At 65.7% G+C, this 15,443-nt stretch carries 13 protein-coding genes and 7 tRNA genes; 13 read left to right on the forward strand and 7 right to left on the reverse strand.

The features are described from left to right. The first annotated feature begins 6 nt into the window (after window positions 1–6). Window positions 7–681: a C40 family peptidase gene (locus tag B7G54_RS12130; protein WP_011352498.1), complete on the forward strand. Its 675-nt coding sequence runs from the start codon at window positions 7–9 to the stop codon at window positions 679–681. 147 nt (window positions 682–828) lie between these two features. Here B7G54_RS12130 and B7G54_RS12135 read toward each other — a convergent pair whose 3' ends face one another. Continuing rightward, complete coding sequence (locus B7G54_RS12135) at window positions 829–1,743, reverse strand: patatin-like phospholipase family protein (protein WP_085039327.1); 915 nt, start codon at window positions 1,741–1,743, stop codon at window positions 829–831. Window positions 1,744–2,023: 280 nt separating this feature from the next. Between B7G54_RS12135 and gltX the strand changes: the two genes are divergently transcribed. The 9 genes from gltX (at window position 2,024) to B7G54_RS12185 (ending at window position 5,415) form a co-directional block, all read left to right on the forward strand. Beyond that, window positions 2,024–3,433 (forward strand): glutamate--tRNA ligase, encoded by a 1,410-nt coding sequence (gene gltX / locus B7G54_RS12140; protein WP_085039328.1) that lies wholly within the window; start codon window positions 2,024–2,026, stop codon window positions 3,431–3,433. Between the two features lie 128 nt (window positions 3,434–3,561). Continuing rightward, window positions 3,562–3,637: transfer RNA gene (locus tag B7G54_RS12145), tRNA-Ala, on the forward strand. Between the two features lie 141 nt (window positions 3,638–3,778). Continuing rightward, a tRNA-Glu gene (locus B7G54_RS12150) sits at window positions 3,779–3,854 on the forward strand. A gap of 79 nt (window positions 3,855–3,933) precedes the next feature. Further along, window positions 3,934–4,010: transfer RNA gene (locus B7G54_RS12155), tRNA-Asp, on the forward strand. A 63-nt stretch (window positions 4,011–4,073) separates the two neighbouring features. Next, window positions 4,074–4,149, forward strand: a tRNA-Glu gene (locus B7G54_RS12160). A 78-nt stretch (window positions 4,150–4,227) separates the two neighbouring features. Next, window positions 4,228–4,304 (forward strand) — tRNA-Asp (locus B7G54_RS12165). Window positions 4,305–4,370: 66 nt separating this feature from the next. After that, window positions 4,371–4,446 (forward strand) — tRNA-Glu (locus B7G54_RS12170). A 73-nt stretch (window positions 4,447–4,519) separates the two neighbouring features. After that, a tRNA-Asp gene (locus B7G54_RS12175) sits at window positions 4,520–4,596 on the forward strand. 354 nt (window positions 4,597–4,950) lie between these two features. Continuing rightward, the gene (locus tag B7G54_RS12185) at window positions 4,951–5,415 is read left to right on the forward strand and encodes a GNAT family N-acetyltransferase (RefSeq protein ID WP_027787064.1); all 465 of its coding nucleotides are present in this window, start codon (window positions 4,951–4,953) and stop codon (window positions 5,413–5,415) included. A gap of 26 nt (window positions 5,416–5,441) precedes the next feature. Here the strand turns inward: B7G54_RS12185 and B7G54_RS12190 are convergent, their stop codons facing one another. Next, window positions 5,442–6,320, reverse strand: a complete 879-nt coding sequence (locus B7G54_RS12190; protein WP_085039543.1) for an AraC family transcriptional regulator — start codon at window positions 6,318–6,320, stop codon at window positions 5,442–5,444. Window positions 6,321–6,585: 265 nt separating this feature from the next. Between B7G54_RS12190 and B7G54_RS12195 the strand changes: the two genes are divergently transcribed. Next, window positions 6,586–6,999: a gamma-glutamylcyclotransferase family protein gene (locus B7G54_RS12195; protein ID WP_085039330.1), complete on the forward strand. Its 414-nt coding sequence runs from the start codon at window positions 6,586–6,588 to the stop codon at window positions 6,997–6,999. Window positions 7,000–7,162: 163 nt separating this feature from the next. On the opposite strand, the gene aceB is transcribed toward B7G54_RS12195, so the two are convergent. Next, window positions 7,163–8,755 (reverse strand): malate synthase A, encoded by a 1,593-nt coding sequence (aceB, locus tag B7G54_RS12200; RefSeq protein ID WP_085039544.1) that lies wholly within the window; start codon window positions 8,753–8,755, stop codon window positions 7,163–7,165. Between the two features lie 67 nt (window positions 8,756–8,822). Continuing rightward, complete coding sequence (locus B7G54_RS12205) at window positions 8,823–9,584, reverse strand: haloacid dehalogenase type II (protein WP_021159073.1); 762 nt, start codon at window positions 9,582–9,584, stop codon at window positions 8,823–8,825. Between the two features lie 154 nt (window positions 9,585–9,738). On the opposite strand from B7G54_RS12205, the gene B7G54_RS12210 reads away from it, so the two are divergent. Both B7G54_RS12210 and B7G54_RS12215 read left to right on the forward strand, forming a co-directional pair. Continuing rightward, window positions 9,739–10,644, forward strand: a complete 906-nt coding sequence (locus B7G54_RS12210; protein WP_085039331.1) for a LysR family transcriptional regulator — start codon at window positions 9,739–9,741, stop codon at window positions 10,642–10,644. Window positions 10,645–10,803: 159 nt separating this feature from the next. Next, on the forward strand, window positions 10,804–11,238 hold the full coding sequence (locus B7G54_RS12215; RefSeq protein WP_031399397.1) for a universal stress protein: 435 nt from the start codon (window positions 10,804–10,806) through the stop codon (window positions 11,236–11,238). A 187-nt stretch (window positions 11,239–11,425) separates the two neighbouring features. On the opposite strand, the gene aceA is transcribed toward B7G54_RS12215, so the two are convergent. From aceA to B7G54_RS12230, 3 genes are all read right to left on the reverse strand, one after another. Next, complete coding sequence (gene aceA / locus B7G54_RS12220) at window positions 11,426–12,733, reverse strand: isocitrate lyase (RefSeq protein WP_085039332.1); 1,308 nt, start codon at window positions 12,731–12,733, stop codon at window positions 11,426–11,428. Window positions 12,734–13,143: 410 nt separating this feature from the next. Beyond that, window positions 13,144–14,682: a DEAD/DEAH box helicase gene (locus tag B7G54_RS12225; protein ID WP_085039333.1), complete on the reverse strand. Its 1,539-nt coding sequence runs from the start codon at window positions 14,680–14,682 to the stop codon at window positions 13,144–13,146. A gap of 363 nt (window positions 14,683–15,045) precedes the next feature. Continuing rightward, window positions 15,046–15,315, reverse strand: a complete 270-nt coding sequence (locus tag B7G54_RS12230; RefSeq protein ID WP_011352486.1) for an acyl-CoA-binding protein — start codon at window positions 15,313–15,315, stop codon at window positions 15,046–15,048. Between the last annotated feature and the right edge of the window lie 128 nt (window positions 15,316–15,443).

Here is a 15,443-nt window from a genome sequence, read left to right on the forward strand (position 1 = left end):
CGACCAATGCAGCATCGATCCCTGACCCAGGCATGCGCGCGCACCATCGCCGGGCTATTCATCGGCGCCCTGTTTGCAGCAGCTCCCGGCGCGTTCGCCGACGAAGTCAGCAGTTTTAACCAGAATGTCACGAATTCGACGCAGAACGCGTCGAATTCCTCCCTCCAGCAGACCAGCGCGCAGCCGTCGAGCGGCGGTGCGAAGTCGTTCCTCGCCGGCATGGCCGGCAAGGCAGGCGACGTGGTTGTCGGCGCGCTGAACATGATCGGCGTGCGCTATCGCTGGGGCGGCAACTCGCCGGATTCGGGCCTCGATTGCAGCGGCTTCGTGCGCTACGTGTTCCAGGACACCCTCGGCATGTCGCTGCCGCGCCGTGCGGAAGAGATGAGCCGCGTCGGCGAGAAGGTCAGCATGAGCAACCTCAAGCCGGGCGACCTCGTGTTCTTCAACACGATGCGCCGCACGTTCTCGCACGTCGGCATCTACATCGGCGACAACAAGTTCGTGCACTCGCCGTCGACCGGCAGCACCATCCGCGTCGACGATCTCGATAGCGGCTACTGGGAAAAGCGCTTCACTGGCGCGCGCCGGCTTGAATCGGAGTTCCCGATGAAGCCGGAAGACCTGCGTCAGCGCGTGCGCGCGACGATCGGCGACGATTCGGCGAACGGCAACAACTGACGTTCGGCGGCCAGTCCGGCCGGATCGAAAAAACCCTGTCACCGAAAGGCGGCAGGGTTTTTTGTTTTGGAGCGGTGCAAACGGTGCGCTGAAAGCCGTTCCGCCGTTGGCAGGCCGGCGGCGCGCGCCGGCCTGCGCATTGCGTGCTTACGCGACCGCCACGCCGCGCGCTGCCGCGAGCTTGCGCTGGAGTTCCGGCATGATGCGCGCGACGGCTTCCTCGCCCGCGAGGATTGCCGCGTTACGCTGGTTGAAGTCGCTGCCGCCCATGGCCGCGAGGTTCGGGCGGATCACGACGTCCGCGTACTTGTCGAGCTCGTAGGTCTTGATCGTCTGGCCCATGATCGTGAAGGTCTGCAGCAGCATCTCGATCGGGTTGTTGGTTGCCGCGCCGTCCGGCCGGGCCGAGATGTCGACCGCGATCACGAAGCTCGCGCCCATCTTGCGCGCGTACGACGCGGGCACGGGGCTCACGAGCCCGCCGTCGACATATTCGCGGTTGCCGATCTTCACCGGTTCGAACACCGACGGCACGCTGCACGACGCGCGTACTGCGAGCCCCGTGTTGCCCTGCTGGAACAGGATCGGCTGACCGCTCTGCAGATCGGTCGCGACGATGCCGAGCGGCTTCGCCATCTTCTCGATCGGCCGGTTGTTCAGCGTCTTGTTCAGGAAGTTCTGCAGCGCCACGCCTTGCAGCAGCCCGCGCGAGCGGAACGGCAGCGCCCAGTCGCTGATTGCCGCCTGGTCCATGTCGAGCGCGATCTTGTTGATCTGCAGCGCGCTCATGCCCGATGCATAGAGTGCGCCGACCACCGAGCCCGCGCTCGTGCCCGCGACTATCTCGACCGGGATGCCGCGCGCCTCGAGCGCCTTCAGCACGCCGATGTGCGAGAAGCCGCGCGCGGCGCCGCCGCCGAGTGCGATGCCGATCTTCACGGGCTTTTCCTGCGGCAGTGCTGCGCCGGGGCGGGATTTGTCGCCGAACGACGTGCAGGCGGCGAGGCTGGCGGACGCAGCGGCGATCGTGAAGTGGCGGCGCGACAGGCGAGGGGACGACATCGAATGGTTCTCCGGCGGCTTGGCGGCGGGTTTTACGGCCCGCGGCGGCGATAGGTTCCGAGCGGCCGCGCGGCAGGTTCCGTGCGGCCGGTGCCGCGCCGGCTGGCGGCCGCGGCGCGCACATCATAATGCAAGCGGCGCGCTTGGCGCGATGTCCGGCGCGAGTATAATTCCGGCTTCTTTCCCGTTCCGGGCGTCGCCGGCCCCGTTGCTGTCCGGGCTGCCGCCGTCGATCCCGCGTCGAATCATTCATGCGCCCCAGGCGTTCGAGTTACCGTTTATGACCCGTCCTGTCCGTACCCGCTTCGCGCCGAGTCCCACCGGCTTCATCCACCTCGGCAACATCCGCTCCGCGCTCTATCCGTGGGCATTCGCCCGCAAGATGAAGGGCACGTTCGTGCTGCGCATCGAGGATACCGACGTCGAGCGCTCGTCGCAGGAAGCGGTCGACGCGATCCTCGAAGGGATGCAATGGCTCGGCCTGGATTTCGACGAAGGCCCGATCTACCAGATGCAGCGGATGGACCGCTATCGCGAGGTGCTCGCGCAGATGCTGGAGAAGGGGCTCGCGTACCCGTGCTACATGTCGGCCGAGGAGCTCGACGCGCTGCGCGAACGCCAGCGCGAGGCCGGCCTGAAGCCGCGCTACGACGGCACGTGGCGTCCGGAGCCCGGCAAGGTGCTGCCGGAGCCGCCGGCTGGCGTGAAGCCGGTGCTGCGCTTCCGCAATCCGCTGACGGGTACGGTCGTGTGGGACGACGCCGTGAAGGGGCGTGTCGAGATCTCGAACGAGGAACTCGACGACCTCGTGATCGCGCGCCCGGACGGCACGCCGATCTACAACTTCTGCGTGGTGGTGGACGACATGGACATGGGCATCACGCACGTGATCCGCGGCGACGACCACGTGAACAACACGCCGCGCCAGATCAACATCCTGAATGCGCTCGGCGGCGAGGCGCCCGTCTACGCGCACCTGCCGACCGTGCTGAACGAGCAGGGCGAGAAGATGAGCAAGCGGCATGGCGCGATGAGCGTGATGGCGTACCGCGACGCGGGCTTCCTGCCTGAAGCCGTCGTCAACTATCTCGCGCGCCTCGGCTGGTCGCACGGCGACGCCGAGATCTTTTCGCGCGAGCAGTTCGTCGAGTGGTTCGATCTCGAGCATCTCGGCAAGTCGCCCGCGCAGTACGACCACAGCAAGCTGAGCTGGCTGAACGCGCATTACATCAAGGAAGCGGACAACGCGCGCCTCGCCGAGCTGGCGAAGCCGTTCCTCGCCGCGCTCGGCATCGACGATGCGGCGATCGCGACGGGCCCGGCGCTCGACGCCGTGGTCGGGCTGATGAAGGATCGCGCGACGACGGTCAAGGAGATCGCGGAAGGCGCCGCGATGTTCTACCGCGTGCCGGCACCGGAAGCCGATGCGCTTGCGCAGCATGTGACCGATGCGGTGCGGCCGGCGCTGGCCGATCTCGCCGCTGCGCTGAAGGCGGCCGACTGGACGAAGGAGGCCGTGTCTGCCGCGCTGAAGGCGACGCTCGGCACGCACAAGCTGAAGATGCCGCAACTCGCGATGCCGGTGCGCCTGCTGGTGGCGGGTACGACGCACACGCCGTCGATCGATGCGGTGCTCGTGCTGTTCGGTCGCGACGTCGTGGTGTCGCGCATCGAGGCCGCGCTGGCCTGAGGTTCGGGGGCGAGCGAAGCTGCCCGTGCGTGACATCACGGCAGCTTCGCAAAAAAATTCGCTCGAATCGCAAAAAGGGTATTTACAAGTTCAAAGTAGCTCCATATAATCTCATTTCTGTTCTGCAAGGGGGTATAGCTCAGCTGGGAGAGCGCTTGCATGGCATGCAAGAGGTCAGCGGTTCGATCCCGCTTACCTCCACCATCAGAACAAGCTGGATTGATTTGCGAAGCAGCAGTGGTAGTAATAAATGCTTCACAAAATGATTCAAAGCAGTTAGAATTTCGGCCTTCGCTGTTGATTGAAAAATGAATAGCGAAAGTCAGACAAATCTGAAAAGATTTTGTCCCCTTCGTCTAGAGGCCTAGGACATCACCCTTTCACGGTGAGTACAGGGGTTCGAATCCCCTAGGGGACGCCAGATTCAGCGGCGTTTCATAGAAGTGTCGCAACGCTTGCAGGAACGTAACCGACGTCCTGCGGGTGAGGGTAAGAAAGCTGGAGCGGTAGTTCAGTCGGTTAGAATACCGGCCTGTCACGCCGGGGGTCGCGGGTTCGAGTCCCGTCCGCTCCGCCAGAACGAAGCCCGTTCAAGACGTTTTTGAGCGGGCTTTTGTATTAAAGATGTAAGCGGTACGTTGTCCCCTTCGTCTAGAGGCCTAGGACATCACCCTTTCACGGTGAGTACAGGGGTTCGAATCCCCTAGGGGACGCCAGATTCAGCGGCGTTTCATAGAAGTGTCGCAACGGTTGCAGGAACGTGACGATGTCCTGCAGGCGGGAGTAAGAAAGCTGGAGCGGTAGTTCAGTTGGTTAGAATACCGGCCTGTCACGCCGGGGGTCGCGGGTTCGAGCCCCGTCCGCTCCGCCAGAACGAAGCCCGTTCAAAGAACGTTTTTTGAACGGGCTTTTGCATTAAAGATGCAAGCAGTACGTTGTCCCCTTCGTCTAGAGGCCTAGGACATCACCCTTTCACGGTGAGTACAGGGGTTCGAATCCCCTAGGGGACGCCAGATTTCGGCGTCGTTCGAACAAACGATGCGCCGGCAGGAAGCAACCGACGCCTGCCAGGCAAGCAGCAAGACTGGAGCGGTAGTTCAGTCGGTTAGAATACCGGCCTGTCACGCCGGGGGTCGCGGGTTCGAGTCCCGTCCGCTCCGCCAGAAAATGAAGAAGCCCGCCTTGTGCGGGCTTTTTCATTTGCGTTTCCGGTTGCGCCCGCTGGCGGGCGCGAGACTGCGGAGCGGAGGAAGCCGCCTGCGCGGCTTCCGGCGGGACTCGAAGGGATGCGCGTGCACGCGCATCCGCGGCCTGCAGGATGTGGGCGAGTCCCGTCCGCTCCGCCAGAAAATGAAGAAGCCCGCCTTGTGCGGGCTTTTTCATTTGCGTTTCCGGTTGCGCCCGCTGGCGGGCGCGTAACCGCCGGTGATCCGGCGTCGAGCCGCTACGAGAAATCCGCGATTGCATCCGGACGCGACTGCGCTATCGTGGCGGGATGCGTCCTTGACCCTTGCGCGATGCTCGATCCGACCGACCTGCGACTCCTGTATCAGCTCCGGCCCGCGGAGGCCGGCGATTTTCCGTTTGCCGAAGCGCTGACGCACGGCAACATGGGCGGCTATTACAAGCGCCATGGGCTCGTGTGGCGCAGCGACCTGTTCTATGCGAGCTGGCGCGAATCCGAGAACTTCATCCTCGAGGCCGACGGCGAGCGCATCGGCGTGCTGCGCGTGACCGAGGAAGGCGACTCGCTGCACATCCGCGACGTCCAGATCGCGGCCGGCCATCGCGGGCAGGGCGCCGGCACCTACATGCTCGACATGTCGCACCGCTGGGCGCGTGCACGCGGGCTGCACGAACTGCAACTGCGCGTGTTCGTCGACAATCCTGCCGCGCGTCTCTACTTGCGCATGGGCTATCAGGTTGCCGGGTCGCGGCTCGCGCAACTTGGCTCGATCCGCCACATGGTGCGGCCGGTCTGACGTTCTGACGACCCGAAGCGAGGCATTCAGCGGACAGCGCCGGCTGTGTCGTCGTCGTCCGGGGTTTCGTCGTCCGCGAGGCTGCCTTCCGGGCCGCGGTGCTCGTAGCCGCGCAGCATGAATGCGCGCGGGCTTTCGCCGAATGCACGCCGGAACATCGCCGAAAAGGCGCTCTGGCTCTGGTAGCCGAGTTCGCGCGCGATATGCGACAGCGGGCGGCCCTGGTTCAGCAGCGGGATGGCCCGTGCCAGCAGCGCCTGCTGGCGCCACTGCGAAAAGCTCACGCCCAGTTCCTGCTTGAAGAGTCGCGAAATCGTGCGCGTGCTGGCGCCGACCTCGCCTGCCCAATGTTCGAGCGACTCCGCATGCGCCGGATGCGCGAGTACCGATTCGCACAGCATGCGCAGCCGCTTTTCGTCGGGCATCGGCACTGCGAGCGGCAGCGGTTCGGCGTGGCTCAGCTCGTCGAGCACGAGCCCGCACAGCAGGCGCTCGCGCGTGGTGCTCAGGTCGCGCGCGCCGAGTGCGATGATCAGTTCGCGCAGGAGCCCCGTCACTTCGACGACGCGGCACGCGTCGAGTCCGTCCGGCACGATCGACTCGTCGATATACAGCGTGCGCAAATACGCCTCTTCGACGATCACGACCTCGTGCGTCACGCGCGGCGGCACCCAGATCGCGCGGGACGGCGGCACCATCCACGTCGTGCCGGTCGTCGCGACGCGCAGCACGCCGCGCGACGCGTACGCGAGCTGCGCCCACGCATGCGTGTGCAGCGGGATGCGATGCCCGGCGTCGACCTGCCGTGCGCGCACGCGCATCGGATGGACATCGGTCGGTGCGAATTCAGGCGGAATGTCGATGACGTACGGGTTCGATACGTCGGCTTGGACGGGCGGATTCATGGACGATTCGGGCAGCGCGGCGGCGATGCCGTTATTGTAGAAGGCGCCGCGAAAGCGCATGCGGCGGTTTGTCGGGCGATCATGCCGCGCTCAAATGAACTTTGTGTGGGGGGGCGGCAATTTCGGGACTGCCCGGGGTCGGGCGCGCATGCGGGTTCGAACCATCGGGCCGGTATCGTGGTCTATCGATGCGCGGGCGATTTCGCACGAATCGCACGAATCGCACGCGAGCACGGCAACATACGAATCAAAGAGGAGAACCACGATGCGTTACGTATTCGTCTACGGCACCTTGAGAAACGGGGAGGCCAACGACATCGGCCATGCGGCCGCCAGGCACGGGATTGCCGCGCCGACGCTGCTCGGCGCGGCCGCGCTGCCGGGCGAACTGTACGATTTCGGTACGTATCCGGGGATGATCGCCGGGCCGGCCGGCAAGTCGCTGGTCTGGGGCGATGTCTACGAGGTCGACGACCGGCTCGTTCCGGTGCTCGACGAAATCGAGCGTGTCTATCCGGGCGTCGACTCGCTGTTCAAGCCCGAAGACGTGACCGTCGAACTCGGCGGACGGCAGTACGCCTGCCTTTACTATCCGGTCGCCGCGCACGCGACAGCCGGGCGTCCGCGCATTGCGTCGGGCGACTGGGTTCAGCACCGGCGCGAGCGGGAAGCCGTCTGACCGGTTGCGCGGCGGCGAGTCCTGCCGCACAAGAAAAAGCGCCCCAACGGTGGGATTCGCATCCGGCTTTTCGGATGCAGTTCACGAGGGGCGCTTTTTGATGCCGTCATCGCCTCGACCGGCGCCGGCGCAGGGCCGGCCCCGATCGAGGCGGGCAGCGTCGTCAGATTTCTTCGTACAGCGGCAGCGTCAGGAATTCGGTGAAGCCTTCCGACGTCGACATCTGCTCGAAGATCGCCGCGGCGCGCTCGTACGGCTGCGTGTTGCCGCCGACCGACCGCTTCACGTTGTCGAGCTCGGCCTTCGCGAATTCACGCACGAGTTCGGCCGTGACCTTGCGGCCGTCGTCGAGTACGCCCTTCGGCGAGCGGATCCATTGCCACACTTGCGAACGGGAGATCTCGGCCGTGGCCGCATCTTCCATCAGGTTGTGGATCGGCACGCAGCCGTTGCCGTCGAGCCATGCGCCGAGGTAGTGGATACCGACGTTGATGTTGTTGCGCAGGCCGGCTTCGGTGATCGGCGCTTCAGGCTGGAAGTCGAGCAGGTTCTTGCCTTCGACCTGCACGTCGTCACGCTGCTTCGCGATCTGGTTCGGCTGGTCGCCGAGCACCTTGACGAACTCTTCCATCGCGATCGGCACGAGGCCCGGGTGTGCCACCCAGCCGCCGTCGTAGCCGTCGGTCGCGTCGCGCTGCTTGTCCGAGCGTACGCCGCCCATTGCCTTGTCGTTTGCCTCCGGATCGTTCTTGATCGGGATCAGCGCGCTCATCCCGCCGATCGCCGGCGCGTTGCGCTTGTGGCAGGTCTTCAGCAGCAGCAGCGCGTACGCGCGCATGAACGGCACCGTCATCGTGATCTTCGAGCGCTCGGCGAGGCAGAAGTCGCGGTCGTTCTTGAACTTCTTGATGGCCGAGAAGATGTAGTCCCAGCGGCCGGCGTTCAGGCCCGAGCTATGTTCGCGCAGTTCGTACAGGATCTCGTCCATCTCGAACGCGGCGAGGATCGTCTCGATCAGCACCGTCGCGCGGATCGTGCCGCGCGGCACGCCGACGCCTTCCTGCGCGGCGACGAAGATGTCGTTCCACAGGCGCGCCTCGAGATGGCTTTCCATCTTCGGCAGGTAGAAGTACGGGCCCGAGCCGCGTGCGAGCAGTTCCTTCGCGTTGTGGAACAGGAACAGCGCGAAATCGAAGATGCCGCCGGACACGCGCTGGCCGTCGACCGTCACGTGCTTCTCGTCGAGGTGCCAGCCGCGCGGACGCACGATCAGCGTCGCGACCTTGTCGTTCAGCTGGTACGACTTGCCGTTCTGCTCGAGCGAGATCGTGCGGCGCACCGCGTCCTTCAGGTTGATCTGGCCGTCGATCTGGTTCGTCCAGCTCGGCGCATTCGAATCCTCGAAGTCCGTCATGTACGAATCGGCGCCCGAGTTCAGCGCGTTGATGATCATCTTGCGCTCGACGGGGCCGGTGATCTCGACACGGCGGCATTGCAGGTCGGCCGGCAGCGGTGCGACCTTCCAGTCGCCTTCGCGGATCGCCTTCGTCTCGGCCAGGAAGTCGGGGCGCTCGCCCGCGTCGAGGCGTTGCGTGCGCTCGACGCGTGCCTGCAGCAACGCCTGGCGGCGCGGTTCGAACGTGCGGTGCAGTGCTGCGACGAGTGCGAGCGCGTCGGGCGTCAAGATTGCTTCGTAACCCGGCTTGATTTCGCCGGTGATCGCCATGCCTTGCGGCAGCGTGATCGGGGTGCTCATGAGTCTCATCTCCTTGGTCGGTCAGTTGCGGTTTCGGTGAAGGGGGAAGGCGGCAGCGCTGCGAACGTCATGCACCCGGGCCGGGGCGCGTGCGGTTTGCGGGTCTGCCGGACGGAGCCGGGGTGGCGAGGAATGCGAGCAGGTCGGCCATGCCGGTACCCGTGCCGTCGGGCGGCGCGCCGAGTTCCTCGGCGGGCGCGCCCGTGCGGTTGAGCCAGAACGTCGTGTAGCCGAACCAGACCGCGCCGGCGACGTCCCACGCGTTCGACGACACGAACACGATGCCGCGCCGGTTCGGTCCGAACGCGGCGGTGCCGAGTGCGTAGGCGGCCGGGCTCGGCTTGTACGCGCGCACGGTGTCGGCCGACAGCACGCGATCGAACAGCCCGGACATGCCGGCGCTCTTGATCGCGATATCGAGCATCTGCGGCGTGCCGTTCGACAGGATCGCGAGCGGCGGGCGCGGGTCGAGCGCGCGCAGCTTGCGCAGCGCGGGCACCGTATCGGGATAGGTGGACAGGCATGCGTATTCGTCCATCAGCCGCTTCTCGGCCGCGCTGTTCAGCGCGAGCCCGAGCCGGCGCGCGGCGAACCGCAGCGCATCGAGCGTGATGTCCCGGAACGGGCGATAGCGGGCGCCGGCCGGATCGGCGAGCGTGCGCAGCTGCGAGTATTCGATTTGCTTGCGTCGCCACAGCTGCGACAACCGTTCCCCGTGACCGGGAAACATCTGCTCTGCCGCGGCCAGGACCGCACGCACGTCGAACAACGTGCCGAATGCGTCGAAGAGGATTGCGTCGGGAGAGGAGAGTGTCGTTGTGGCCGACATAGCCTTGCACTCCAGTTTCAGAGGTCAGGTAAATTCTATTCGTGATCGTATGCGCTAAAAAAGACGCTAATCATCACTTGATCTTTTACTTTCATATACCTAATCTTGAGCGGTTTAAGCTATTTGAAGGGCGGCGGCGCCGCCCGTGCGAGTCATGGACCGGTTCAAGCAGATCGAAACGTTCGCGGCGGTCGCGGCGAAGGGCAGCCTGTCGGCGGCCGCGCATGCGGAAGGCGTCGCACCGGCGATCATCGGCCGCCGCCTCGATGCGCTCGAGGAGCGGCTCGGCGTGAAGCTGCTGGTGCGCACGACGCGCAAGCTCACGCTGACGTTCGAGGGCTCGGCGTTCCTCGAGGATTGCCAGCGCGTCATCAACGACATGCAGAACGCGGAGGCAAGCGTGTCGGCCGGCGGCGTCAAGGCGAGCGGCCACCTGCGCATTTCCGCGCCGGCCGGCTTCGGCCGGCGGCACGTCGCACCGCTCGTACCCGAATTCAGCGGCGGGCATCCGGATGTTTCGGTCACGCTCGACCTGTCCGACCGGATGGTCGACCTCGTCAACGAGGGGTTCGATTGCGCGGTGCGGCTCGGCGAGCTGCCCGACTCGTCGCTCGTGTCGCTGAAGCTCGGCGAGAATCGCCGCGTGTGTGTCGCCGCTCCCGCATATCTCGTGCGGCGCGGCACGCCGGCTACGCTCGCGGAACTCGCGCGGCACAACTGCCTCGCGCTGGCGGCAAACGCGAACCAGCAACGCGGCTGGGCGTTCCAGGAGGGCGGCAAGGTCGTGTCGATCCGCGTGAACGGCACGATGGAATGCTCGGACGGCGCGGTGCTGCACGAGTGGTGCCTCGCCGGCCACGGCCTGGCGTGGCGCTCGTGGTGGGAGGTCGGCGAGGACATCGCGGCCGGCCGGCTCGTCAGTGTGCTCGACGCGTTCGCCGCCCCGCCGATCGGCATCCACGCGGTGTTCCCGCAGCGCCGGCACCTGCCGTTGCGCGTGCGCCTGTTTCTCGATTACCTGAAGCACACCTACGAGCGGCCCGGATATTGGGGCGAGTAGGCCGCGCATGCCCGCGCGTTTCCGATATGAGGGCGAACCCGCTGCCGGTGCCGGTTGGGCGGTTTCTCGCACTACACTCGTAGCAGGCATGCCCGACGCGTCGCGGCCGGCTCGGATGGGATCGCGGCGCGCGGAGTGCGATTGACGAAGGAGGGCGCGATGTTCCGGCACATCCTCGTTCCAACCGACGGTTCCGAACTGTCGCAGAAGGCGATCGACGGCGCGATCGACCTGGCTCGGGCGGTCGGCGCGCGGGTTACGGCCTATGCGTGCCTGCCGCAGTATCCGTACTCGCCGTTTTCCGAAGTGATCATCGAGCCGCCCGCCGATTTCCGGGCGCGCAGCGAGCGCGAGGCGCGCGCGCACCTCGACGAGGTCGAATCGGCCGCGAAGGCGGCCGGTGTCGACTGCGATACCTGGACGAGCGTGCATCCGTCGCCGTATCTCGGCATCATCGAGGCGGCCGAACGCGGCGGCTGCGACGTGATCTTCATGGCGTCCCACGGACGCCGCGGGCTCGGCAGCTTGCTGATCGGCAGCGAGACGCAGCGCGTGCTGACCCATACGAAAATTCCGGTGATCGTCTATCGGTAGGGCGGCGCCCTGGAAAAAGGGCGCGCCGGACGGAGCCGGCGCGCGTCGTTGCTGGCGGCCTGCAGGCCGCGCGGCGGGTCGCGCGATCGGGATCGCGCGCCGGCCGTCTCCTCCCTGATTTTTATTCGGCGGCCGATGCCGCGTCGTCGCGAGACGGGGCGGGCATCGGCATGACGCGCGGTGCGTGTTACGCGACCTTCTTGCCGTCGAAGAACTGCTCGTCTTCGGTCGAGCCGTGCAGCGCGGTCGTCGACGCTTCGCGCTCGACCGTCTGCGTCACCGCGTCGAAGTAGCCGGTGCCGACTTCGCGCTGGTGCTTGACGGCCGTGAAGCCCTTGTCCGCTGCCGCGAACTCGGCCTGCTGCAGTTCGACGAACGCGCTCATCTGCGTGCGGGCATAGCCGTGCGCGAGGTTGAACATCGAGTAGTTCAACGCATGGAAGCCGGCCAGCGTGATGAACTGGAACTTGTAGCCCATCGCGCCGAGTTCCTTCTGGAACTTCGCGATCGTTGCGTCGTCGAGGTTCTTCTTCCAGTTGAACGACGGCGAGCAGTTGTACGACAGCATCTTGCCCGGGAACTGCTTGTGGATCGCTTCCGCGAACTTCTTCGCGTACTCGAGATCCGGCTTGCCCGTTTCGCACCAGACCAGGTCGGCGTACGGCGCGTAGGCGAGACCGCGCGAAATCGCCTGCTCGATGCCCGGTTTCGTGCGGAAGAAGCCTTCCACCGTGCGCTCGCCCGTCAGGAACGGCTTGTCGTTGTCGTCCACGTCGGACGTGATCAGATCGGCCGCTTCCGCGTCGGTGCGGGCGACCAGCACGGTCGGCGTACCCATCACGTCGGCCGCGAGACGCGCAGCCGACAGCTTCGCGACGGCTTCACGCGTCGGCACGAGCACCTTGCCGCCCATGTGGCCGCACTTCTTCACCGACGCGAGCTGATCCTCGAAGTGGACGCCCGACGCGCCGGCTTCGATCATCGCCTTCATCAGTTCGAACGCGTTCAGCACGCCGCCGAAACCGGCTTCCGCGTCAGCGACGATCGGTGCAAAGAAGTCGACATAGCCTTCGTCGCCCGGGTTCTTGCCTTCCGACCACTGGATCTGGTCGGCGCGCGTCAGCGTGTTGTTGATGCGCTTCACGACGAGCGGCACCGAGTTTGCCGGGTACAGCGACTGGTCCGGGTACATTTCGCCCGCGACGTTCGCGTCGCCGGCCACTTGCCAGCCGGACAGGTAGATGGCCTTCAGGCCGGCCTTCACCTGCTGCATCGCCTGGTTGCCGGTTAGTGCGCCGAGGGCGTTGACGAACGGCTCGTTGTTGATGAGGCTCCACAGCTTTTCCGCGCCGCGCTTGGCCAGCGTGTGCTCGATCGGGATCGAACCACGCAGGCGGACCACGTCCTCAGCCGAGTAGCTGCGCTTGATGCCCGACCAGCGCGGATCGGTTTCCCATTGCTTTTGCAGTTCCTGTGCCTGTTGCTGACGCGACATGATGAGCTCCTTGATGCGGTGCGATGCCTGATGGATGAATCTGACGGTGTGAGGCTGTTCTCGAAGCCGGGGGCGGTGTGTTTCCGGTTCGTGAGGTCTTGTATAAGAGTCTAGGCAAATCGACCGGAGCGAGACAGGGGGCTTTCCCAGGATGCGGGTAAATTTTTAGTTGTTTTAAATCAACACCTTGGAATTATGATTTCGGGATAAGAAATGCTCTTTCCCATCCCGCAATCGCCCGGGTTGTGCCACGCAGCATGATTTTTTACGACACAAAAAAATTTTCCGCATCGTGAAATGTGGGGCAGGGCGAAAAAAAACCGGCGCAGATGCGCCGGTTGGCTGGATGGGCAGGGCGGCTATCCGCGGGGCTGCCATCCGTGGGGCGGCCGATGGCCGCCCGTGCGTGCTTACGATGCGGAATTGCCGCGGCGCGGGCCGCTGCTGCGCTGGCCGTCGCGACGCGGGCCGCCGTCACGGCTGCCGCCCGGCTTGCCGCTCCAGCCGCCGCCATTGCCGCCGCCGTAGCTGCGGCCGTTGCCGCCATGGCCGCCACCCGGCTTGCCGCCGAAACGTCGACCGCCGGTACCGCCACCCGGACGGCCGCGGCCGCCATTGCCGCCATTACGCGGGGGTGCCTTGCGCGGCTCGAAACCTTCGACCACGTTGACCGGCAGCGGCGAGCGCACGAAGCGCTCGATGCGCTTGAGCGCGCCCTGTTCGGCGTGGTGCACGAGGCTCACCGCGGTACCCGAACGGCCTGCACGGCCCGTACGGCCGATCCGGTGCACGTAGTCTTCCGCGAACTTCGGCAGGTCGTAGTTGAACACGTGCGTGATGCCCGGGATGTCGATGCCGCGTGCCGCGACGTCGGTTGCCACCAGCACGCGCACGCGGCGCTCGCGCAGCGCACGGATCGTGCGGTTACGCGCGCCCTGCGGCAGGTCGCCGTGCAGTGCGGCCGATTCGAAACCTGCGTCGGCGAGGCGGCCGGCCAGCTGGTCGGCGTCGATCTTGGTTGCGGTGAAGATGATCGCCTGGTCGAGTGCGTCGTCGCGCAGCAGGTGATCGAGCAGGCGATCCTTGTGATCGCGGTCGTCGACGTAGTGCACGGTCTGCGCGATGTTCGTACGCGATTCGAGGCGCTGCTGGATTTCGATGCGTTCCGGATCCTTCAGCAGGCGGCCCGTCAGCGAACCGATCTTGCCGTCGAGCGTGGCCGAGAACAGCATCGTCTGGCGCGACTCGGGCGTTGCGGCGACGATCGTTTCGATGTCGTCGATGAAGCCCATGTCGAGCATGCGGTCGGCTTCGTCGAGCACGAGCATCTTCAGTTCGGACAGGTCGATGCGGCCGCGCTCGAGGTGGTCGAGCAGACGGCCCGGCGTGGCGACCAGGATTTCCGGGTTCTTCGCGAGCAGCATCAACTGCTGGCCGTAGGCGACGCCGCCGAGGATGCTGACCGTGCGCAGGCGCTTCAGGTGCTTGCCGTACGTCGATGCGGCCGTGGTGACCTGCATCGCGAGTTCACGGGTCGGCGTCAGCACGAGCAGGCCCGGGCGCGCGACGGGTTGCGGGCGGCGCGCACGGCGGTCGCCCTGGTTCGGTTCACGCGGCGCGCGCGGTTGCTGCGCCAGCGTCTTCTGGAGCTGCGCGAAACGTTCGATCGCGGGCAGCATGAATGCGGCGGTCTTGCCCGAACCGGTCGGGCTCGACACCAGCAGGTCGCGGCCGGCGATGCCGGCCGGAATCGCGCGCTGCTGGACCGGCGTCGGCTTCACGTAGCCGGCGGCCTGCAGCGCGGAGACGATCTCCGGCGACAACCCGAGCGACGCGAAGCTCGGCTCGTCCGACGCCGGTTCGACCGCGGCCGGTGCGGCGGCGTCGTCGAGACCGAGCGCCTGGTCGGCGATCGCGTTGAGCGGGCTGGAGTTGATGCTCGAAGTCATAACAATCCTTGAAACACAGTGGGTGAAACGTCGGCGCCAATCGCGCATACCCAAGTCGTCGGATTCAGCGAGCAAATCAGGAAACGGGGGTGCAATCCGCCGAACCTTCGGCGGATGAGGCATTAGAAGCTGTTTTGGGTGCGGCGCGCTTCAGGAGCGGGGCCGCCAGCCTGATAAGTGACGACCGCGAAGGTCGAAGCAGGAGGGGACAGGTTCTAAACCGGATTGGAGCTTAACGCTACGAGGCGTCTGGCCGGAACGGCTTGCGAGCCGAGCGCGGGAGGTGACGCAGCCAGCATTATAAAGAGATTTGCTGCGCTGCGCCACTGATTTGATTGCCTATTGCGGAGGCGGGCGATCCGGTCAGGAGGCCGTGCCGTTTTTCAGCGATTCGACGAGTTCGATGTACTGCTGCTTCGCCGCATCCTGCGACGTACCCTTCAGCGCATCCCACGCGTCGTACTTGTATTTGCCGACGATGTCGGTGAAGCCCGGCTTGTCGCCATGGGCGTCGCCGTCGGTTGCCTGCTTGAAGAGCGCGTACAGGCGCAGCAGGGTCAGGTTGCCCGGCCGTTCCGTCAGTTGCTTGACGTCGATCTGGGCCTGGTCGAATTGGGCGGTGAGCTCGCTCATCGGGTGTCTCCGTAAGGGTTTCAGGTCGGGCGATCTTAACAAGCGGACCGCCGCGCGGGGTCGAGCGATCCTTCCAAACCGCCACTCGGCCTGCGCGTGCGCACGGATCGGGCCCGATCGCCCGTGGG

This window comes from Burkholderia puraquae (genome assembly GCF_002099195.1).
Taxonomy (GTDB): domain Bacteria; phylum Pseudomonadota; class Gammaproteobacteria; order Burkholderiales; family Burkholderiaceae; genus Burkholderia; species Burkholderia puraquae.